This is a genomic window from Streptomyces sp. KM273126, assembly GCF_004337435.2.
In the GTDB taxonomy this organism is placed as follows: Bacteria; Actinomycetota; Actinomycetes; order Streptomycetales; family Streptomycetaceae; genus Streptomyces; species Streptomyces acidicola.
In genome coordinates this window covers 2,653,198-2,673,892 of the sequence record NZ_SJXB02000001.1, presented here as the reverse complement: position 1 = coordinate 2,673,892, position 20,695 = coordinate 2,653,198, and the positions used below count along the sequence as shown (strand labels likewise).

Sequence of the window (20,695 nt, the reverse complement as noted above, 5' to 3'; positions counted from 1 at the left end):
GGGTCGGCCCTTTTCTGCACCTCCACACGATGGCGACCAGTCATCAGAAAACACAGATCCACTTAACTCATTGACACTTAAACTGCCCTGTATGGCATCGGGACACGGCAGCACCTCGCTTCAGCTCTACCTCGTCGGCATCGGTGAGGTTCTGCGCAACAATCGCCTGGTCGTTCCCCAGTTCCAGCGCTCGTACTGCTGGAAGGTGGAGCAGGAGGTCCTCGACTACTGGACCGACCTGAACCGGGCGATCAACGGCGGGGCGAAGGAGGAGTACTTCTTCGGCACGATTGTGATCACCCAGGACGGCGACGGGACTCGGAAGCGGATCATCGACGGCCAGCAGCGGCTGGTCACCTCCTCCCTCCTGATCGCTGCCATCCGCGACGAGCTGCGAACCCTGGAGGGGAACCTGCTTAAGGCGGACGACTCCCAGGCTGTGGGCATCAGCCGCACCTTCCTGGCCAGCAAGGCATGGAACGACAGGTACGCAGAGTCGCACCTCAAGCTCAACGAGAACGACAACCTCGACTTCCTCGGGATCACCACCGAGACCGCACTCCCGGGGAAACCCGCGAGGACCGACTCCGACATCGTCAAGGCGTACCGGTTCTTCCGGGAAAAGATCTCGCAGTTCCGCAGCCTGCATGGGATGGACGCGGCCAACGTCCTCGAGAAATGGGTGAGCTACATCCAGCACCGGGCGCAGCTCGCCGTGGTCGAGACCCCGACCGAGGCAGACGCCTACGTGATCTTCGAGACTCTCAACAATCGAGGCGCCGACCTGACCACCGCGGACCTCCTGAAGAACCACCTCTTCGGAGCCGCCGGCGAGCAGCAGAACCTCAACGCGGTGCGGAACAACTGGCACCAGTCACTCGGGACACTACAGCTCGGGGCCGCCGATGCGAAGTTCACCAAGTTCCTGCGCCACTACTGGAGCTCGAAGGTTGGCAAGATCACCGAGCGCGATCTCTACGCAGAGATGCGCAAGGAGGTGACCCATCGACAGGAGGCGCTACATTTCTCGGAGAACCTCCTGTCAGCCACACACGCCTACACCGCGCTCTCCAACCCGGAGAGCGACTTCTGGGCGACCAAGTGCAGCGGCAACGGTCACCGTCCCGCTCTCGACACACTCGCCATGTTCGACCTAGTTCCCAACAAGATCCTCCTGCTGGCGGCAGTCGAGCACTTCCACTCCCACGAGCTCGAGAAGCTCCTCCGGGCCATGGTGAACTGGTCAGTGCGCGGCATGATTATGAGCATGATGAACCGCGGCCGCTTCGAGGACCAGTACTCTCAGATCGCGGTCGCCATCCGGAAAGGCGAGGTCACCACTACCGCGCAGGTCCGACTGCGCGTAGAGGACCTAATCCCCTCCGACACCGACTTCAGGGAGCAGTTCGCGCTCGCCACCATCGGAAGAAGCGATTCCAAACTTGCCCGATACTACCTGAGCGCCCTGGAAACGACAAGGCGAAAGGAGTCCCAGCCGGAGTTCGTCCCCAACAGCAACCCGAGCCAGGTCAATCTGGAGCACGTATTCCCGCAGAACGCCAAGGAAGCCGACTGGGAGGACTTCATCAAGAAGAGCGGGGACAAGCAGGACGCCGCCAGCTGGGTCTACCGCATTGGCAACATGGTGCTCCTGCAGGCTGGAGTGAACTCTAAGATCGGGAACAAGTCGTTTGCCGAAAAGGCCGAGGTCTTCAAGGCATCGGGCTTCGAGCTGACCAGAAAGATCAGCGAGAAGAGCGAGTGGACCCCGGACAGCATCCGGCTCCGGCAGACCGTCCTTGCCGGACTCGCAGTCAAGACCTGGCCGCGCTGAACTACGGCAGGCACGAAGAATCCATTCCTCAACCGGCTCAAACGCCAAAGGACGTGAAATGTCAGCCGGTCGAGGCTGAAGCGCGACTCCCCCCCCCCGCCTACCCTTCTACTGCATCCTCTCGAATACAAAAATAGTGCTGAGGCTGAAACCGTTATTGATCAGAAACTCAAACGGTTCTCTTCGAGGGTGTAGCGGACGTGGGGGGCCGCCGAAGTAGCCGCGGACGATGTGGGGCTGGCGCTGGCGGCGGTGGAAGAACCTACGCGTCTCGGCTACGAGTTGGGCCTGGTTGCGGGCCCTGCTGCTCATGGGCAGGCTTCGTTTGAGGTCGGCGTTGACGAGTTCGTCGGGGTTCAGCTCGGGCGAGTACGAGGGCAGGAAGTGCAGCTCGATCCTGTCGGAGTGGTCGGCCAGCCATGTGCGGACCACGTGAGAGCGGTGTGCGAAGTGACCGTCCACCACGAGGTGGATCTTGCGGTCGGAAGTGGCCTATGAGCCGGCCGAGGAAGCGGCACATGACTTTCGCGTCGAAGGTCTCGGTGAACACCATGAAGTACATCCGGCGCTTCGCGCTGATCGCGGACATCGCATTCACGGAGAACCGATTGCCGGTGCAGCGCACGATGGGGGTGCGGCCCTTCTCGCCCCAGGTGCGACCGGTGACCTGATCAGAGCGGATTCCGACCTGGTCGGCGAACAGCACCTCACCGTTCTCGGCCTTCGCCGTCGCCCGGATCGCCGGCCATGTCTCCTCCAGCCAGGTCCGCACCGCCTCCGGTTCTGCTCGACCGCGCGCTTGTCGGGCCGCTGGAACGATAGGTCCCCAGCGCCGCAGGTACTTGCCGACCCCGGGCTCGGTCATCCGCACCCGATACAGCTTCGCAATCAGCTCACCCACCTGGCCACGCGTCCGCAACTGGCCACGAAGACCCAGGTCACACGGCAAGTGATCCAAAATCGCCTGCCGCACTGCTGCCTGCTCGACCCCGGACAGCACCTGATGCTCACCCACGCGCCGCCCACGCGCCGCGCAGTCAGCGCCTCCCCCACCAGTTCACTCACGCAGCATTCGACGACCCGGAACGCTTACCGTTTCGGATCAATAAGTGGCATTTAACGCTATCCGGTTGCTCACTATCAGACTCCTGACCCTCTCGCCGAAAAATCAATATGCCTCCAACAACCTCGATGATTTTCGGCCGACACTCTCTGTAACGAAAGAGCTCTCATCGATGTAGCGTGAGGGTTTTCACTTTGCAATGCAGCGGATCCAGGCTTCATTCTGAATGAAAACGGAAAGAAAAGTTCCGAGACTTAGGGCAGCCATCATGCGCACCGCCCGGCACTCGAATGAAGTAACCCATATGAGGTGTCGCTTCGCTTTCCGCGAGTGTCACCCTCCGGACCAGCAGTTTTAGGGTGCCAGTCGAGGGAATCCCCCCTTCCGGATTTCCTCGACTGGCACCTAGACGCCAAGTCGCACCGTTCGCGAAGTGCACTGCGACTTGGCGTGCTGCTGCACGAACATGGTTTCGGGTGTCGCAACGGCGGATCGAATCCAGGCGGCTTGAATTTATAAATCAAAAACTGTTACGCACAGCTACGTATAGCTGTTTGTGAGAACGTCTGATTCCAAAGCGGTATGACTCGGATGGTGTCAGAGTTACCCCGTCATGGTCGTTCCTCTTCCCTTTGGCTCGCTACAGCCGAGGGGGAGGGGTAGTTGGGCTCCGCTTTCACCTGCTATGTGGCAACCGCATGAGCCCAAAGGAAGGAGCAACGTGCACAATCCGCTTGGCGACGATCACTGCTGCACCTCGACGTCCCTGCGGGATGAGGGCCGGAGCGCGTCTGGTGGTCAGAGTAACGAGGGCCCCTTGAAGGGGCGTATAACTCCGGCCACAATCACGGCAGTTGCCACCCTGGTAACTTCCCTGGCTGCACTGATCACGGCCTTCCGGTAGCAGGCAGATGTACTGCAATAGTAGGGACACGCTGCCAAGTCGTGTGTGAGGCGCAGGTGACGCCGGCTGACCATCTGGGATCAGCTTCAGCGTCTTTTCAGGAGTCGCATAACTTCCGAGCACGTTGACCCTATCGGCATCAAGTGGATTAGGGCATGAAGCGCTTCGGTGCTAATTGAAGGCTCGATTCCCTGAGCGAATCAAGTCATGACCCGCCCGTCCTCTTACCCTGCCGAGTTTCGCGAGTGCGCGGTACGCATGGTCGCGGAAATTATTCACAGCCACCCCACCGGGTGGGCCGTTATGAATGCGGTCGCCGCGGACCTGGGCATCGAGGCCGCGGCCACCGCAGAGTGGGCCGACTGGTTCAACAACCAGCTGCTTCACACCGCCATCGGAGACATCCCGCCCCATGAACACGAGACCAGCTACTCTGCTCAACAGAGGTGGGCAGGGTTGATAGCCGTACGGCTTCCGGCTGTCGACCCTGCCCTGAGGTAGCGGCTTTACCAGTCCAGGTCAGCGCTGGCGAGGATGTCGCCAACGTCGTCCTTCTCGTCCTCCAGCGGCGCCCTAAGCCCCTCGAGGACGAGGTTCGAAATGATCGTGTCAAGGTCCTGGTCGGACTGACGATTTATAAGGGTCTGCAGGTGGGACAGGCCAGCGTTCGCGTACTCCTCGAAGATGAGTACCCGCTCAGGCTGGCGGTCCGCGCTGAGGATCTTCGGGTCGTCGGGGCACTCGACAGCTCCGAGCATGTCGAGGAGCACCTCCCCGTAGTCCCGGCTCTCCATGAGCGCGAGGCGGATCGGCTCGTCAGCCTGGTCGAACGGCTTGCGCTCGCCTCGGCGGCGGCCGAGCAGCGCTGCGAACATCATCGCCTCGACCATGGTCGCAAATGTCCCGGTCTTTCTGTCGGTGAGCTTACCGAGCAGCTCCTCATGCTCTTTGGGCCGGCGGAATCGGTCTGTGTAGGCCATCAGAAGGTCACCTTCTCCAGAACAGTGTGCTCGAAGTCGCCGTGTGACACGTACGGAACCTCACGGTTGTTGATCACGATCGTCTCTTCGCCCGCCGACTGGTTCGGCGTGTAAGAGCGCAGTACGTACATCTGATTGGCGGCCTGCTGGAGGTTCTCCAGAACCTTGCCCCGCGCCTGCGACTGCGAGAGCAGGGTGATGATCTGGGATGTCAGCGCCGGCAGGGCCTTGGAGATCTCTTCCTGATAGGTCAGGTCGAGGCTGCCGAAGGGGGCGTCCATGACGACCGGGTAGACACCGCCGCTGCCGGTCTCGATAGTCGCCTCCCCCCTATTCTTCTTTCGAGCACTGATGTTCCTGGCAACCTCGGAGACCGCGCCGACGAAGCTGAGGCCGAGGATCTGGTTCTCACCGGTGGAGCGGATGGCCACTCCGCTCGCGGTGTGCAGTTCCAGCTCGAAGTCGTCGTTCAGCTCGGGTACGTAGCTCTTGATGAAGATCCGGGAGAAGACCTCCTTGACCTTCTTGTCGAGCTGGTCGCGGACCTCCTCGGTCTTGATCTCGAGGATCTCCTTCAGCGCGGCACGCACCTTCTCGACGAGTTCGACCTGCTTTTGAACCTTGCGGGCCTTCTCGCTCTTGACCTCAGCATTCCGGTACTGACGGCCTGTGGCCTCTGTCTCCTGCTTGATCGAGGTGACCTTGTTCTCAGCCTCCTTGTGCGCGACGCGGGCGTCGGTCTCCTTGGAGGCGTAGTTCTTCCGGCGCTCGATGAGGCGCTGGACGTCCTGGATATTCACCCCCTCCAGCTGCCGATCGACATCGGAGCGTTCCTCTTCCAGCTCGCTGATCTCTGCGTCTGCCTGCTGAATGTCGGAAGCGTTGAGGGTGAGCTGCTCCAGGATCTCCTGGCGCCTCTCCTCCAGGTTTTTCATCTTGCCGCTGACCCGCATCCAGCTCTCCTGGACGTCCTCGAGGCCGGCGTTGTACTTGCGCTTGTCCAGCTCCTCGTACTCCTGGGTCCCCTCGCGGACCTCACGGCCGCACAAGCACAGCTGGGCTTCGAGAATGTCCTCGATGAAGCTGCGCTGGATGCCTGCGGGCAGCTGGCGGCGCTCTCGCATCTCGTCCGCGAGCTCAATCACCTTAGTGTCGATCCCGCTGGTCAGAGCCAAGAAGCCGTGCCGCGACAGCAGCTCGCGCTTGCGGCTCTTGTACTCCATGTGCCGGTCGTGCGCGGCCTTGATCCGGCGGGTCAGCGAGTCCCGCTTCTTCTGGAGCGGCTCCGCCTCCCTGTTCTGGAGCAGGGCGCGGTCAATGGCCTGGACTTCCTTCTGGAAGGCGCTGATTTCGCCGGAGAGGCGCAGCATCTCTGCAACCTCTTCCTTCTCGCGGGTGGCGAGGTGGTCCATATGGTCGGACAGCTGCTTCAGCCTGCTGTCCTCCTTGGAGTCGATCTCGCTGGCGAGCTTTCGGGAGACCTTCGGCAGGTCCTCCAGAGCACGCTCGATGGCCTCCAAGTCGAGAAGGGTCTTGATGGCCTTCTGGACCTCCTGGTTCTTGCCTTCGCCTTCCCGCTTCACGTCGCCAGAGAACATCTTCTCCATGCGCTCACCGTTGAAGAAGAAGAACTGACGCAGGCCCTTGGGCAGGATCTTCTCGATCCGATCTTGGCCGTTGAGGATGCTCTGGGCTTCGCCATCCGTCCCGATCTCCGTGACCGTCAGCTCAGGCTCGACTGGCTCCTGCTCCGCCTTCTCCTTGACAACAGTGACGTGCCGGACCACGGAGAACCGGGTCCCGTCGTGCGCGAAGTCCAGCCGAACGGAGGCCGTAATGTCCTCCCCGAACGCCGTGTCCGCCCATGCCTTGTCGTGAATGACGCGATGCTGCTGTTCCACGTCTTCCGAGAAGGTGCCGTACAGGGCCCAGGCAAACGCGTTGAGCAGGGTGGTCTTGCCGGCACCGTTGTTACCGAAGATGAGGACGGCGGGCTTGCCCTCCTCCACAGACAGGTCGAGAACCTGCTCACCGTAGAAGGCGCGAAAGTTCTTCAGCGTCAGCTTGAGCAGCTTCACTTGGTCAGCTCCCTCACGGCGTCGACGATCTTCGGGACGACCTTGGTCGTCTCCCTGATGTGGATGTTCTCGGTCTCCAGGTCGATGACCTTCTGGACGAGGATCTTGGCTTCCCGCGGCAGCTCGTTCAGGACGTCGCGCACCGTTCGTGCGGGAGGCTGGCCGGCTGTTTCGTCGCTCACGGGTTACTCCTGGTTCGAGGTAGCGGGTACGGAAGGCATGGGGGTACTTGCAGTGAGGGCTCAGGTGTCGAAGAGGCCGTAGCGCTCGCGCACGGGGCGGAGGACATTGAGCGTGTCCCCCTCGTTGTCAGCGAGGTAGGCGAACTCTTCGACGCGAGCCAGTTCGCGACGGAGCAGGCTGCGTTCGGTCTCGTTCTGAATCGCGTCCCCGCCCGCAGGCGGCACGACGACGAAGTCGATGATGTCCGCGCGCTTCTTGCCGGGCGCCTTACGCAGGACGCGGCCGCGGCGCTGGATGAACTGGCGGGGGTTGGAGGAACTGGACAGGAGGTAGGCAGTCCGGGAGGCCGGGACATCCACGCCTTCGTCCAGGCAGCGCATGGAGGAGATGACCTGGAGGTCGTTGTTCTCGAAGCGGCGCAGAATGTCCAGGCGGGCCGAGCGCTTGGTCTCCGAGGTGTAGCGGGCAGCGGGCATGTGCAGCTCGTTGCCGACCATCTCCATGACCTGGTCAATCTGACGTGGGCCGTCGGTGCCGTGTTCGTAGAGAAGGGGATGCTTGCCCTCGGCGCAGTAGATCAGCTGGTGGCTGGTGTCCCGGCGCCTCTCGATCTCCGCGTGGAGGATCTCTAGCTTGCCGCGGGCGTGGCCGATGATGTCGGCGCGCTTCTTCAGAAGTCGGCCGAGCGGGCTGTCCCGGTCGGCGGTCTCCTTCAGGTCTGTGCCGCCCGCGATCAGGCGGGCGATCTTCGCGCTGGTCTCTGCGTACAGCTCGGCTTCTTCGTCGTCCAGCTCCACGAGGATGGGCGTGTAGGTGTAGCGGCACAGGGCGCTACGGCGGATGGCTTCGCCGATGCCCATCTCGAAGACGACTCGGTCGAAGTAGTCGGTGAGGGCGTCGGTGCCCTCCTCATCGAACCAGCGCTCCGGGGTGGCGGAGAGGCCGAGGCGGTACTGGGCCTTCTCCGGGAGGCGGGTACGCAGGTGCGCGGCGCCGAGGTTGTGGGCCTCGTCCGCGATGAGGAGGAGGTGCCCCTGGTAGGAGCTGAGCAGGTTCTTGAAGGCATCGCCGCCGAAGGTGGCGTTGGTGGTGACGATGACGCCGCCTCGGGTACCGCCGAGGGCGATGTTCTGGAGCAGGCTGTGAGCGCGCGGGGACCATCTGCTGGTCGCCTCGTAGGCCCGCAGCGGTGTCACGCCGAACCACTCGATGTCCTTGGCCCATTGGTCGACCAGATGCTGGTACGGGGCCACGACGACGGTGAGGAGTGAGGCGGACGCATCGTTCTTCCGAAGGAGCGTGCCGAGTTGGGAGGCAGCGGAAAGTGCGGTCAGGGTCTTGCCTGTGCCTGTGGCCATGCGGAGGATGCCTCGGCACTGGTTGCGGAACCAGTTCTGGACAGCTTCCTTCTGGTAGTCGCGAACCTTCAGGCTAGGCGGGATCGCAAGCGTGCCCGGAGGAGGCAGCGGCGTGGTGCGGATGGGGGTTCCGCCGGTCGGGAGGTCGTCCAGCTCGTACTGGTCGGCGGTGGCCCGGGCGCTGCGCTCGACGATCACCTTGGCGGCATCGGTGAACGGGATGACGCGCAGCATCTGCGTGCGGTTCTCCCAGAGGTCGTCGAAGTCCTTGCTTATGCGCGCGGCCCGGCGTGCATCGCTCGGGTCCCAGCTCCGATAGACCTCGATCGCCTCGAAGTTGCCAACGAGACCGGAGCGGGTCTCGTTGGCGCTGCCCTTGAAGGCGATGACGTCTCGGCCGTCCCGGAAGACACCGATCTTCTCGTGGTACATGCCGACGCGGCCACGCTCTTCGACATAAGCCAGCTTGAAATCGACTCGGTGCTCGGCGACCAGTCGTCCGAGCTTGCCGAGGCCGCGGGCTGCCCGCGCGTCCTCGACCGCCTGCTCCAGGTCTCGGAGGGCAGCACGCTGGAGGACTTTGCGCAGCTCGTAGCCGTCCTCAATGTCCTTGATGTCGGCCGGGTCAAGGTAGGGGGAGGCGATGATCCGCATGGTGCCGCCGCGCGAGGTGAACTCGTCGATTCCCTGCCCGAGCGTGGCGACCACGGACGCAGCGAAGTAGCCCACGGCCCGGTCGTAGGCGGTGGAGGCGGCGAGGGCAGGCAGGTAGAAGTCCTCGACAAGGTTGTTGCGGTCGCTGCGGTAGTCGGACTCCGCGCCGCAGTCTCGGAGGAAAGGGGAAGCCGCCATCAGATCAACCCCAGGTGGTCCATGAGGTCGTCCACGTCGGGGGCCTCGTCGACGGGGTGGGGCTGCTGCTCAGCCGACGCATCGGTCTCAGCGGTGCGGGCTGCGGGGACAGCTGCTTCCTCGGAGCCAGTGTCCAGGTCTTCAGCTATACGGCGGACGATCCCTCCACGTGCGGTGAAGGGCGCAATGGACATGGCGGCCCGCAGGCTGGACTCCTTGATGTCGAAGTCTCGGCGGAGAAGCGCCACGACCTTGTCTGCCTCAACCTGGCCGCCGTGCGCATCGACCATGTCAGAGATCAGTTCCTTGATCGGCTTGTACACCGGGAGGTGCCACTCGGTCAGCGCCCACTGGTTCCGCTGGCTCCGGCTGAAGCGGGCATCCCCTTCGATCTGCTGCCGGAGATACTGGATCCCGATGGCGACGCCCGTGCGCTCCTTCAGCTCCTCGACAGTGAGCGGGGTGTCCGCCTCGCGCAAGGTGGCCTCCACCTTGTCGAGGCGCTCGCGCTCACGCTGAAGCCCGCCGCGCGAGCCGACGCCGCCGGCAGCCTCGGTGGTCGAGGCGGACGCTTCTTCTTCTCGGAAGGAAGGTCCTTGGGCCGGGATCGCTGCAGCAGAGGGTGCAGTCGCGTCGGAACCGTGCTGGAGGCACCAGGCTCCCCTGGCCGTGATCGCGAAGCGCGCATCCGTGAAGAGCGCCTCTGTCACTTCTCCCTGTGGCACGACTCCGTCCAGTGCGCCCTCGATAAGCGAGGTGCTCATGCCCTCAGCGCAGCCTTCGAGGAGCTGTGCGATGAGGTCTCCGGGCGACGCCTCCAGACCCGCTTCGCCGGCATCCGCCAGCGCGCCTGCAAACGGAATGGATCCGTCACTCTCTGCTTCCCTGTTTTTGATTTCCTCGGCCGCACTCGAAGTGCTATTACCCTCCGTAACGCTCTGCTCCTCCGAAATTCCTTCGCCTCGCACTGCCCGACGCCGCTCGGAATCGGTGGAGCGATCCGGCACAACCCAGCCCTCTCCCGCCGTGAAGGTGGCGTCGCGGAGCATGCGCGAGACCACTCCAAGCTCCCCGTCCGCCATCTCCGCCTCACCAAGAAGGTCACCGAGAGTAAGAATGCTCTCGCCGCTTTTCTTTACTAGGAGGAGGGCAGACAGCTGCTCGACCAACTCGGACAGCCCGCCAGAGACGACAACGGTCTCAGTCGGCTGAGGCTTGGAGCGAGTCAACGAGATCTGGTTGCCCTCACAGTCAAGACCGCAGTGGATCAGCCACTGACGCAGGGTGTCGAGATCGCTGGGGACAGGCACCTGGCGTACGTCGAGAAGAGCGGAGGCTGTCGACAGGCTCATCACCTTGTCGACATCAAGATCAAGGGCTCTTAGCGTGGCGGCGCCACACTCTTCCAGATCTTCCATGAAGATCCACTGTCCGGTCGGGGACGCGGAGGTGGTCGCGTCCAGCCAGCGCATGCCGGTGAACAGGCGGAGGACGGTGAGCCTGTCTCCAATGTTCTCGCCAAGCCAGGCGTGGCGGTCCAGAAACGAACTGACGAGGCAAGGTTTCCGCAGGTCAAGCTCCGCGTGCTCTATCCAGGCACTGAGTATCGAATCCCCCTCGACACTGCGGTTGAACTCGTCCATGAGGAAGTTTCGGCACTGCCGCGCAGTCTCCCGAAGAAGGGCATGCTGAGAAGCAAGTTCGCCCAGCGGAACTGGAGCCTCTGCGCAGAAGTGCTGCAGGACGAGGTCCCGGTTGAAGCCGCTAAGCCCCTTGTACCAACGGTCGAATGCGTTCATGGCCTTCAGAGGTAGGGGTGGACGATGTTCAGCGCGCTGGGAGCAGCGCCTCATCACACGCGGCGATCGAGTTGCCGGTCACGGCGCGTTAAAGGCGTCATTGGGTTGTTCGTTCCAGCACACCCCTGTGCCTCTTCCTCCCTCCTGGTACACCAGCGACAGCGCTGATGCTTCCAACGGTACGGGCGACGCCTTGAACTGATCCATGGTTCCCTGAACTGCAGCAGACGCGGAACGGCGGCCGCGGTCTACAACCTCACGCCCGCCTCCATGTAGGAAATTCTGGGCGGTAAGGGCCTCGCCCGCCGAGACTCGCCAGCCACTCTGACTCGTGGTACCTCGTCGAGGCCGACAGGGTGCTGACCGGGGACGGTTTGCCTGATGGTCCTGGGCCAGCCTCGGGGTGACCGTATGGCTGGCAGCATGAAGGAACGATGTGCGGCGCAGAGCGCGGCGGGAAGGGGGGCTCGACCCGCCCTCTCGGCCCCGAGCACACAGCTGACCGGCGCGCATTAGGGTGCGGGATGTGCCGCCGCCTCTGGTTCTCTTCGATCTCGACAACACCCTCGTTGACCGGTGGGGAGCGCTCGCTGTCTGGGCCGCCGAGTTCACGACCCGGCACGGTCTGGAGGACGAGGAGCAAACGTACGTTCTGGGCCTGGTAGCTCAGCGAGCCTCTCCGTCCACCTTTGACGTGATCCGCACTCGGTACCGACTGCCCATGTCGACTGCGGAGTTGTGGCACACGTACTGCACCGACATCGCGGCCTTGGTGTCGTGCCAGGCCAGGGTCCTCGACGGCTTGGACGAGTTGCGTGCGGCTGGCTGGCGGGTGGGGGTGGCGACCAACGGTGCGGCGGATATCCAGCGCGCCAAGCTGCGGGCCACCGGTATCTCCGAACGCGTGGACGGCGTCTTCGTCTCCGAAGAGGCTGACGCGCGCAAACCGCACACCCGGCACTTCGCCCTGGCGGCGGCCCGCTGCGGCACCGTGCTGGGCGACGGTGGCTGGATGGTCGGGGACAACCCGGTCAACGACATCGGCGGCGGACGCTCCGCAGGGCTGCGCACCATCTGGATCGGCAACGGCCGCTCCTGGCCTCCGGACGATCCCGGACCGGACCACGTGGTGTCGCATGCACGCGCCGCCATCGACCTGCTGCTTTTGCACTCCGCCGACCACACAAGGACAACGGCATGACGAGCACCATTGGGCTGTTGCACCCCGGCAGCATGGGAGCCGCCTTCGGCGCCCAGCTGCGCGCGAGAGGCCACATCGTGCTGTGGTGCCCCGACGGACGCAGCGACACAACCCGCCGCCGGGCCGAGCGCGCGGGCCTCGAAGGCGCGGCGCTGCCTGAGCTTGTCTCCCGCTCCGATGTGCTGCTCTCACTGGGCCCTCCCGCCGCAGCGGAGGAGACCGCCGGCCAGGTAGCCGAGCTCGGCATGTCCGAAGCGGGCACGATCTATGTCGACGCGAACGCCGTCTCGCCGTCGCGCGTGGTGAGTATCGCCGACCGCCTGGCCCCGATGCCGGTCATCGATGCCGCGGTGGTCGGATCCCCTCCGGTGGGCGGCAAGTCCCCGACGCTCTACCTTTCCGGCGCCGTCGAGCAGGCCGACCGGATCGCCGAACTTTTCGCCGACACCGATGTGCGGACCCACGTCCTGGGCGACAGCATCGGCAAAGCCTCCGCACTCAAGCTCGCGTACTCCAGCTACCAGAAGGTCTCCCGGGTGCTGGCTGCCGTGGCCTACGGGGCGGCGGACACGTACGGGGTTGCGGACGAGCTGTTGGTGATCGCGGCCAAGCGCACCCGCAGCTACCTTGTGGAGACCGACTACATCCCGCCTTCCGTGGCCTGCGGCGAGGCGAGGCATGCGCGCAGCCCTGGTCGGAGACCAACCTCGACGACCACTCCCTGACCGTCTCCGCCCAGCTCGTCCAGGACGGGTGGGAGGTCGAGACCTCCGAGCCCAAGACCGACAGCGGCTTCCGCGTGGTCGCGCTCGACGACGACACCGTCAACGTCCTGAAACGGCACCGCGAACAGCAGGACGCGGACCGCGAGGAGTGGGAATCAGCCTGGGTCGAGACCGGCATGGTCTTCACCCAGGAAGACGGCTCCTGGCTCCACCCCGGGAAGCTGACCGACCTCTTCGAGCGCCTCGTCGCCGCCTCCGGGCTCCCGCCGATCCGGCTGCACGACCTCCGGCACGGCGCGGCCACGCTCATGCTCGCCGCCGACATCGACGTGAAGATCGTGTCGGACACGCTCGGGCACAGCGACACCCGGATCACGCGGGACATTTACCAGAGCGTTCTGCCGCAGGTCGGCAAGAACGCGGCCGAGGCCACCGCCAAGCTGGTCCCGCTTCAGCGGAAGACCGAGGCGGAGGAGGCCCGTAAGGCCGCCAAGAAGGCCAAGGACAAGGCGAAAGCCGAGGCCAGGGCCAAGAAGAAGGGCAAGCGGAAGAAGCCCAAGAAGTAGGGCACCGGACCGCTCCGCTCACGCATCGCTCACGCAAGCCATCTCGCGGCACCCCGGCCGTGTGACGCGTCATGTCCCGAGCAACACAAAAGGCCAGGTCACGGGCTATGTGACCTGGCCTTTGCCGGAGCCGCCTTCGGGATTCGAACCCGAGACCTACGCATTACGAGTGCGTTGCTCTGGCCATCTGAGCTAAGGCGGCGCGCTGTCCGCACTATGGTGCGATCAGCAACGTCGGTAAGTCTACACAGTTTCCGGGGTGCTCCGTACCAGCCGTCGGAGCACCCCGGAAGGGGCTGGTGATCAGGGCTGTGAGCAGCGCTTTCCGCTGGTGGGAGGAGTGCCGTCGAGGAGGTAGGTGTTGATCGCGGAGTCGATGCAGCGGCTGCCGCGAACGTACGCCGTGTGGCCGTCGCCGTCGTAGGTGAGGAGGCGTCCCGAGGACAGCTGGGAGGCGAGGGCGCGGGCCCAGTGGTACGGGGTCGCCGGGTCGCGGGTGGTGCCGACGACGACGATCGGGGCCGCGCCCTTCGCCTCGATGCGGTGTGGAGTGCCGGTGGGCTTCACCGGCCAGTACGCGCAGCCCAGGGACGCCCAGGTCAGGAAACGGCCGAAGACCGGGGAGGCCTTCTCGAAGGCGGGGAGCGCCTGTCGCGCCTGCTCGGGGGTCGAGAACGCCGACGGGGAGTCCAGACAGTTCACGGCGGCGTTGGCGGAGATCAGGTTCGCGTACTCGCCGTCCGCGCCCCGCTCGTAGTAGCCGTCCGAGAGGGCGAGCAGGCCGGAACCGTCCCTGTGGTCGATCGCCCGGGTGAGGGCCTGGCGCAGCCTCGGCCACGTCTTCTCGTTGTACATCGCCGCGACCACCCCCGTGGTGGCCAGGGACTCGCCGAGCGCGCGGCCGCCCGAGCCGCGGGCCGGGATGGGTTTGGCGTCGAGCCGGGCGAAGAAGGCCTTCAGCTTCTGGCCCAGTTGGGCCGGGGTCGCGCCGGCGTCGCCCAGCGGGCAGTCCGACCGCCGCACGCAGTCCCTCGCGAACGACCGGAACGCGGTCTCGAACCCCGCCGTCTGGTCCTCGTTCAGCTTGCGGGCGGGCAGGGACGGGTCCATCGCGCCGTCCAGGACCAGCCGGCCGACGCGCTCGGGGAACAGGCCCGCGTACGTCGCGCCGAGGAACGTCCCGTACGACGCCCCGACGTACGTCAGCCGCTTGTCGCCGAGCACCCCGCGCAGGATGTCCATGTCCCGGGCGGCCTCGACCGTCGAGACATGACGCAGCAACCGGGCGGAGTGCGCGCCGCAGCCGTTCGCGAACTCCCGGAAGGCGGCGACCAGTTCGTCGGTCTCCCGCCGGTCGTCGGGAGTGAAGTCCGTCTCCGTGTACGCGTCCATCCGGCGCCCGTTGAGGCATTCGACCGGCTCGCTGCCGGCGACGCCGCGCGGGTCGACGGCCACCAGGTCATAGCGGGCGCGGACCGCCGCCGGGTAGGCGATGCCCGCGTACGCCTGCAGGTACTGGACGGCCGCACTGCCCGGGCCGCCGGGGTTGAGCAGCAGCGAGCCGAGGCGCTTGCCCGGGCCCGTGGCCTTCTTGCGGCTGACGGCCAGCCTGACGTCACCCCGGCCCGGCTGGGCGTAGTCGAGTGGCGCCTTCATCGTGGCGCACTCGAAGCCGCGGCCGCCGCAGCTGCGCCAGGTCAGCTTCTGCCCGTAGTACGGGGTCAGAGCCGATGGTGTCGCGCCGGGCAGCGCTTTGAGTACCGGCGTTCCCGATGTCGCCGTGGTGCCCGTCACCGTGGTCCCTGTCGCCGCGGTCCCCGTCGCTGTGGACCTTGCCGCCGCGGTCCCTGTCGCCGATGCCGCCGATGTCGAGCTGCCCAAGGAGCAGGCCGAGATGAGCAGTGCGGAGGCGAGGAGGAATCCGGTGGTCGTACGCAGGGTTCGGTTCCGGCGATCGGGACGAGCGTGGGTGGTCGTGCCACTGGAGGGCAACCGGGGGCAGCTCCTGATGTACATTCCGTGATCGTAACTCTGCGCGATGAGTTGGTCACTATTCGCAAGGGGGAGGGGAACGGCTCGTACGGGTGACGGCAACGACACACCAGTCCGCCGGACGACTCATCGGTCCGCCAGACGGCGCACCCGTCCGCCAAAGGGACCGAACCCAGCCGAGCAGCGGTGACCGCCGGACCGGAACCTCAGCCTGCCCGCAGCGCCACCGTCATCGCCTCCACCGCCAGCAAGGGGGCCACGTTCCGGTCGAGGGCGTCGCGGCAGGCGGCGATCGCGTCGATGCGGCGCAGCGTGGACTCCGGTGTGGTGTCGCGGGCGATGCGCTCCAGCGTGTCGTGCGCCTCGGTGTTGGCGAGGGCGACGCGGGAGCCGAGCTGGAGGGCGAGGACGTCGCGGTAGAAGCCGGTGAGGTCGGTCAGGGCCAGGTCGAGGCTGTCGCGCTGCGCACGCGTCCGGCGGCGCTTCTGCTTGTCCTCCAGGTCCTTCATGACGCCCGCGGTGCCGCGCGGCATGCGGCCGCCCTGTACCGCGCCCAGTGCCGCCTTCAACTCCTCGGTCTCCTTGACGTCGAGCTCCTCGGCGAGCTGCTTGGACTCCTCCGTGGCGGCGTCGACCAGTTCCTGTGCCGCCTTGAGGCAGCCGCCGATGTCCTCGACGCGCAAGGGCACCTTGAGCACGGCGGCCCGCCGCTCCCGCGTGCGCGGGTCGGTGGCCAGACGGCGGGCGCGGTCGATGTGCCCCTGGGTGGCGCGGGCCGCGGCGGCGGCCACGTCGGGCTCGATGCCCTCACGCCGTACCAGCATGTCGGCGACCGCGTCCACCGACGGTGTGAGCAGACTCACGTGGCGGCAACGGGAGCGGATGGTGGGCAGGACGTCTTCGAGCGAGGGTGCGCACAGCAGCCAGACCGTGCGGGGGGCGGGCTCCTCGACTGCCTTGAGGACGGCGTTCGCCGACTTCTCGTTCAGCCGCTCGGCGTCCTCGACGAGGATGATCTGCCAGCGGCCGTTCGCCGGCGACGTGAACGACTTGCGGACCGTGTCCCGCATGTCCTCGACGAGGATCTGCGAGCCCACGGCGGCGACCGTGGTGACATCGGCGTGTGTGCCCACCAGCGCCGTATGGCAGCCGTCGCAGAAGCCGCAGCCGGGGGTCCCGCCCAGCGCGCGGTCCGGGCTGACGCACTGGAGGGCCGCCGCGAAGGCCCGCGCGGCCGTGGTGTGTCCGGCGCCGGGCGGGCCCGTGAACAGCCAGGCGTGGGTCATCTTCGACGCCTCGGGCAGCGGCGCGTCGGCGGCGGCCGCGGTGACGATCGCGTCGGCATCCCGGGCGGCGGCTTCGAGCTGCGCGCTCAGCCGCTCCTGGCCCACCAGGTCGTCCCACACGGGCATGCGGCACCGCCCCTTCCGTCACACTCTGCCTTGCCGCACCCCATTGTGCGCGAGGCCACTGACAGTCGGGGCCGGACCGTGCTCTTCGCCGCCGCCCGCCCCGGCCTGACGTACTCAGCGGCGCCGTCCACCCGCACCGTCCGCCCTGGCCCGACCGTGATCAGCGCCGCCGTCCACCCTGGCCCGACCGTGATCAGCGCCGCCGTCCGCCCCGGCCTCGGCCCCGGCCGCCACGGCCCTCGCCGTGCCCGTCGTCGTCTCGGCTGTCGTCGGCCCTGTCCTCGTAGCCGTCGCGCGGCCCCAGCAGTTCGTCGGCCAGGGTCGGCAGGTCGTCCAGCGGAGTCTCCTCCGCCCAGTCGGACCGGGGACGGCGGCGCGGGGCTCCCTCGGCGTCCACCTGGGGCAGCTCGCGCGTACGGTCCTGCGAGCCACCGGGCGCCGGGCGCTCGTCCCGGAAGAAGCCCGACGGCATCCGGTCCGCCGGGTCGGCCGAGCCGCCCGCCGGTGCCTGCCGCGACTCCTGGCCCGCGCTCCGCGCACCACGCGGAGCGGCACCCTCCTCCGTTACGGGAGGAAGCACGGCCGTCTCGTCGGCCGCGCCGTCCGGAGCCGGCTGCTTCCGCAGCACGGTGGTCTCGTCTCCGGCGCCCGGAGGCACCGGCGGCTGCGGCAGTTGGGTGGTCGTCTCCGAGTCGGGGCCACCGGGGCGTACCGGCGGCAGCACGGCCGTCTCGTCCACGGGCCCGCCCGACAGGTTCGACGAGGTCACGACGGGCGTGGGGACGGTCAGCTCGTTGTCCGGCGAGGACGCAGAAGGTGACGCGGACGGGAACGACGGGGACGACGGGGACGACGCGGACGACGCGGACGACGAAGAGGGAGACGGCGAGGACGAGGCGGACTTCCCTTCGGAGCCCCGCTCCCGCGACGCATCCGCCCCGGCAGCAGCCGCAGAGCCCCCGGCCGCACCGGCCGCACCGCCGGTCCTCGACGCCGTCCCGGCCGAAGCCGCGGCCGCGGCCTCCGCCGCCACCCGCCGCGCCTCCTCGGCCCGCACCAGGGCCTCCTCGGCCTTGCGCTGCTTCTCCAGGCGGCGCGCCTCGGCCTCGGCCCGCAGCCGGGCCTCCTCCTCGGCCTGCCTGCGGCGACGGTCCTCCTCGGCCTTGCGGCGCGCTTCCTCCTCGGCGCGCGCCTTCTCCTCCGCGAGGAGCCGGGCGCGCTCCTCCTCGGCCCTCCGCCGCGCTTCCTCGGCCCGCTGCCGGGCCTCCTCCGCCTGCCGCTCGGCCTCGCGCCGCTGGGCCTCCTCCAGCTCGCGCTGCTTGCGCTCCTCCTCCTCGGCGCGCAGCCGGGCGAGCTCCTCCTGGCGCTCACGCTCCAGGCGCTCCTCCTCGGCCTTGCGGCGCGCCTCCTCCTCGGCCTTGCGCCGCGCCTCTTCCTCGGCCTTGCGGCGGGCCTCCTCCTGGGCCTTCACCTCGGCCTCGGACAGCGGCAGCATCAGGTCGAGCCGGTGCCGGACGACGGTGGTGACCGCCTCGGGCTCCTGGCCCGCGTCCACGACCAGGTAGCGCCCCGGGGCGGCCGAGGCCAGGGTCAGGAAACCGGCCCGCACGCGCGCGTGGAACTCGGCCGGCTCCGACTCCAGCCGGTCCGGCGCCTCCGTGAACCGCTCGCGGGCGGTCTCGGGCGAGACGTCCAGGAGCACCGTCAGATGCGGGACCAGTCCGTTCGTCGCCCAGCGCGAGATCCGCGCGATCTCGGTGGGCGACAGGTCCCGGCCCGCGCCCTGGTAGGCCACCGAGGAGTCGATGTACCGGTCCGAGATGACGACGGCGCCCCGCTCCAGGGCGGGCCGTACGACGGTGTCCACGTGCTCGGCGCGGTCGGCGGCGTACAGCAGCGCCTCCGCGCGGTGCGACAGTCCGGCCGACGACACGTCCAGGAGGATCGAGCGGAGCCGCTTGCCCACGGGGGTGGCGCCCGGCTCGCGCGTCAGTACGACCTCGTGTCCCTTGGCGCGGATCCACTCCGCGAGCGCCTCGGCCTGGGTCGACTTGCCGGCCCCGTCGCCGCCCTCCAGGGCGATGAAGAAGCCCGAGGAAGCCGGGGCCACCTCCGGGTCGTCCCCACCCCGCAGCGCGTCCAGCAGGTCGTGCCGCAGCGGAACCCCGGAACGGTCGTCCACCTTGGCGAGCACCAGCGCGGCCACCGGCAGCAGCAGTGCGCCCACCAGCATCAGCGTGAAGGCGGCGCCCCCGTGTGCGAACACGAACTTGCCGCTTTCCAGCCGGTGCGGCCCGATCAGCGCGGCCAGCACCGGGGCGATCACGGCGCAGATCGCCACGAAGACCCGTACGACCGCGTGCAGGTGCTCGGTCGTGCGCGTCCGGCGGGAGTCCTCGGCCTCCTGGTCCAGCAGCGCGTGCCCGGTGTTCGCGGCGATGCCCGCGCCCACGCCCGCGAGGGCGAGGAGCAGGACCACGGTCGTGACGTCCGGCACGAGCCCGGCGGCGAGCAGCGCCACTCCGGTGGAGGCGATCGCCAGGGCGAGCAGCCGGCGCCGCGACAGCGCGGGCAGTACCGACGGCGCCCTGCGGATGCCGGCCACGACGCCACCGGTCAGCGCGACGACCAGCAGCCCGTACGTGACCGGCCCGCCGCCCAGGTCCTTGGCGTGCAGTACGGCGACGGCGACCGCGGCGGAGACGGCGCTCGCGACGGCCGCGCACGCGAGCACGAGGATCGTGATCGCGCCGGTGCGGCCCTTGTCGGCACCCGTGCCCGACTTGGGGCGGCGCAGACCCTCCAGCGGCGACCGCGGGCGCGGGGTGCGCGTGTCGGGCAGTTCGAGGAAGACCAGGACCGAGAGGGAGGCGGCGAACAGCCCGGCCGCCACGTACGAGGCGAGTGCCGCCTGGTGCTGCCCGAACCAGTCGATACCGGCGCCCAGCGCGTTGTTGAGCAGCGAGACCACGACGAGGCCGCCCGCGGCGAGAGGCACCGCCACGAATCCCGTACGCAGGGACAGACGCCGCAGCGCGTCCATGTGGTCCGGCAGCGGGCGCACGGTCGCGCCCTCCAGCGGGGGCGTGGGCAGCAGGGCGGGCGCCGCGCTCTCGCGGCACACCGTCCAGAAGCGCTCGGCGACCCCGGTCACGAAGGCGGTCACCAGAAGGACGGCGAGCGCGTTGTCCGGAGTCCAGTCGATCCACAGGGGGGCCACGAGCAGCAGCGCGGCGCGCAGTCCGTCCGCGCCGACCATGGTCCAGCGGCGGTCGAGCGGGCCCTCCTGGGACGTGAGCGACGTGAGCGGTCCGAGGAGGACCGCCCCGAAGAGCAGCGTGGCCAGAAGGCGCGTCCCGAAGACGGCGGCCACACAGAGGGCGACCCCGCGGTAACCACCGCCGAACGAGCCCTGGGCGATCGCCGCCTGGAAGGCGAGGAGTACGAGGACCAGCAGCGCGAGGGCATCGCCCACGCCGCCCACGAGCTGTGCACTCCACAGCCGCTTGAGCTGCGGCTGACGCAGCAGGGCGCGGACGGCGCGCTCGCGGGAGTCCGCGACCAGGACGTCGTCGGGTGCCGGATTCTGGGCCGTTGGCTGCTCGGCTCGGGTCATCTCTCTCTTCCGTCCGGAGAACCGTCGCATCCCTCTACTGGGTGATGGTACGCGGGCTCTCCGTCACGCTAGTTTGGCCAAGTCCGGGCAACCGGGCCTGCTGCCGGGTCGGCGGGACGTCACGTCTGTGGA

Annotated in this window: 12 protein-coding genes, 1 tRNA gene and 2 pseudogenes; 5 read left to right on the top strand and 10 right to left on the bottom strand. The window is 67.3% G+C overall.

Going from position 1 to position 20,695, the window contains the following annotated elements:
- Window positions 1-91 precede the first annotated feature (91 nt).
- Complete coding sequence (locus E0500_RS11495; protein ID WP_131558665.1) at window positions 92-1,834, top strand: DUF262 domain-containing protein; 1,743 nt, start codon at window positions 92-94, stop codon at window positions 1,832-1,834.
- 108 nt (window positions 1,835-1,942) lie between these two features.
- On the opposite strand, the pseudogene E0500_RS11490 reads toward E0500_RS11495, so the two are convergent.
- From E0500_RS11490 to E0500_RS11465, 6 genes and pseudogenes are all read right to left on the bottom strand, one after another.
- Window positions 1,943-2,699: pseudogene (locus E0500_RS11490) on the bottom strand (IS630 family transposase).
- Between the two features lie 1,608 nt (window positions 2,700-4,307).
- Complete coding sequence (locus E0500_RS11485; protein WP_131558663.1) at window positions 4,308-4,781, bottom strand: DNA phosphorothioation-associated protein 4; 474 nt, start codon at window positions 4,779-4,781, stop codon at window positions 4,308-4,310.
- Entirely contained in the window at window positions 4,781-6,859 is a 2,079-nt protein-coding gene (locus E0500_RS11480) for an AAA family ATPase (RefSeq protein WP_131558662.1), read from the bottom strand. The genes E0500_RS11485 and E0500_RS11480 overlap by 1 nt, the downstream gene beginning before the upstream one ends.
- Window positions 6,856-7,041 (bottom strand): hypothetical protein, encoded by a 186-nt coding sequence (locus E0500_RS11475; protein WP_086562769.1) that lies wholly within the window; start codon window positions 7,039-7,041, stop codon window positions 6,856-6,858. Before E0500_RS11475 ends, E0500_RS11480 begins: the two co-directional genes overlap by 4 nt.
- 60 nt (window positions 7,042-7,101) lie before the next feature.
- Window positions 7,102-9,252, bottom strand: coding sequence for a DEAD/DEAH box helicase family protein (locus E0500_RS11470; protein WP_131558660.1), 2,151 nt, complete (start codon window positions 9,250-9,252; stop codon window positions 7,102-7,104).
- Window positions 9,252-11,051 (bottom strand): hypothetical protein, encoded by a 1,800-nt coding sequence (locus E0500_RS11465; protein WP_131558658.1) that lies wholly within the window; start codon window positions 11,049-11,051, stop codon window positions 9,252-9,254. The genes E0500_RS11470 and E0500_RS11465 overlap by 1 nt, the downstream gene beginning before the upstream one ends.
- A gap of 526 nt (window positions 11,052-11,577) precedes the next feature.
- Here E0500_RS11465 and E0500_RS11460 point away from each other — a divergent pair.
- The 3 genes and pseudogenes from E0500_RS11460 to E0500_RS11450 form a co-directional block, all read left to right on the top strand.
- Window positions 11,578-12,252, top strand: a complete 675-nt coding sequence (locus tag E0500_RS11460; RefSeq protein WP_131558656.1) for an HAD family hydrolase — start codon at window positions 11,578-11,580, stop codon at window positions 12,250-12,252.
- Window positions 12,249-12,977 (top strand): NAD(P)-binding domain-containing protein, encoded by a 729-nt coding sequence (locus E0500_RS11455; RefSeq protein ID WP_181586958.1) that lies wholly within the window; start codon window positions 12,249-12,251, stop codon window positions 12,975-12,977. The genes E0500_RS11460 and E0500_RS11455 overlap by 4 nt, the downstream gene beginning before the upstream one ends.
- Window positions 12,902-13,543 (top strand): annotated as a pseudogene (locus tag E0500_RS11450) (site-specific integrase); the annotation flags it as partial. The gene E0500_RS11455 and the pseudogene E0500_RS11450, both read left to right, overlap by 76 nt.
- 128 nt (window positions 13,544-13,671) lie before the next feature.
- Here E0500_RS11450 and E0500_RS11445 read toward each other — a convergent pair.
- Both E0500_RS11445 and E0500_RS11440 read right to left on the bottom strand, forming a co-directional pair.
- A tRNA-Thr gene (locus E0500_RS11445) sits at window positions 13,672-13,745 on the bottom strand.
- Between the two features lie 101 nt (window positions 13,746-13,846).
- Entirely contained in the window at window positions 13,847-15,337 is a 1,491-nt protein-coding gene (locus E0500_RS11440) for an alpha/beta hydrolase (RefSeq protein WP_399118978.1), read from the bottom strand.
- On the opposite strand from E0500_RS11440, the gene E0500_RS45385 reads away from it, so the two are divergent.
- Entirely contained in the window at window positions 15,324-15,566 is a 243-nt protein-coding gene (locus E0500_RS45385) for a hypothetical protein (protein WP_399118976.1), read from the top strand. The genes E0500_RS11440 and E0500_RS45385 overlap by 14 nt on opposite strands.
- Window positions 15,567-15,741: 175 nt before the next feature.
- Here the strand turns inward: E0500_RS45385 and E0500_RS11435 are convergent, their stop codons facing one another.
- Both E0500_RS11435 and tmk read right to left on the bottom strand, forming a co-directional pair.
- On the bottom strand, window positions 15,742-16,947 hold the full coding sequence (locus E0500_RS11435) for a DNA polymerase III subunit delta' (protein ID WP_131558652.1): 1,206 nt from the start codon (window positions 16,945-16,947) through the stop codon (window positions 15,742-15,744).
- A 193-nt stretch (window positions 16,948-17,140) separates the two neighbouring features.
- On the bottom strand, window positions 17,141-20,563 hold the full coding sequence (tmk, locus tag E0500_RS11430) for a dTMP kinase (protein ID WP_131558650.1): 3,423 nt from the start codon (window positions 20,561-20,563) through the stop codon (window positions 17,141-17,143).
- Between the last annotated feature and the right edge of the window lie 132 nt (window positions 20,564-20,695).

What these genes read in the sequence shown, in the direction of transcription:
- E0500_RS11495 (WP_131558665.1), top strand. Translation starts at nt 92, where the DNA reads ATGGCATCGGGACACGGCAGCACCTCGCTTCAGCTCTACCTCGTCGGC.
- E0500_RS11485 (WP_131558663.1), bottom strand. Translation starts at nt 4,781, where the DNA reads ATGGCCTACACAGACCGATTCCGCCGGCCCAAAGAGCATGAGGAGCTG.
- E0500_RS11470 (WP_131558660.1), bottom strand. Translation starts at nt 9,252, where the DNA reads ATGGCGGCTTCCCCTTTCCTCCGAGACTGCGGCGCGGAGTCCGACTAC.
- E0500_RS11465 (WP_131558658.1), bottom strand. Translation starts at nt 11,051, where the DNA reads ATGAACGCATTCGACCGTTGGTACAAGGGGCTTAGCGGCTTCAACCGG.
- E0500_RS11455 (WP_181586958.1), top strand. Translation starts at nt 12,249, where the DNA reads ATGACGAGCACCATTGGGCTGTTGCACCCCGGCAGCATGGGAGCCGCC.
- E0500_RS11435 (WP_131558652.1), bottom strand. Translation starts at nt 16,947, where the DNA reads ATGCCCGTGTGGGACGACCTGGTGGGCCAGGAGCGGCTGAGCGCGCAG.
- tmk (WP_131558650.1), bottom strand. Translation starts at nt 20,563, where the DNA reads ATGACCCGAGCCGAGCAGCCAACGGCCCAGAATCCGGCACCCGACGAC.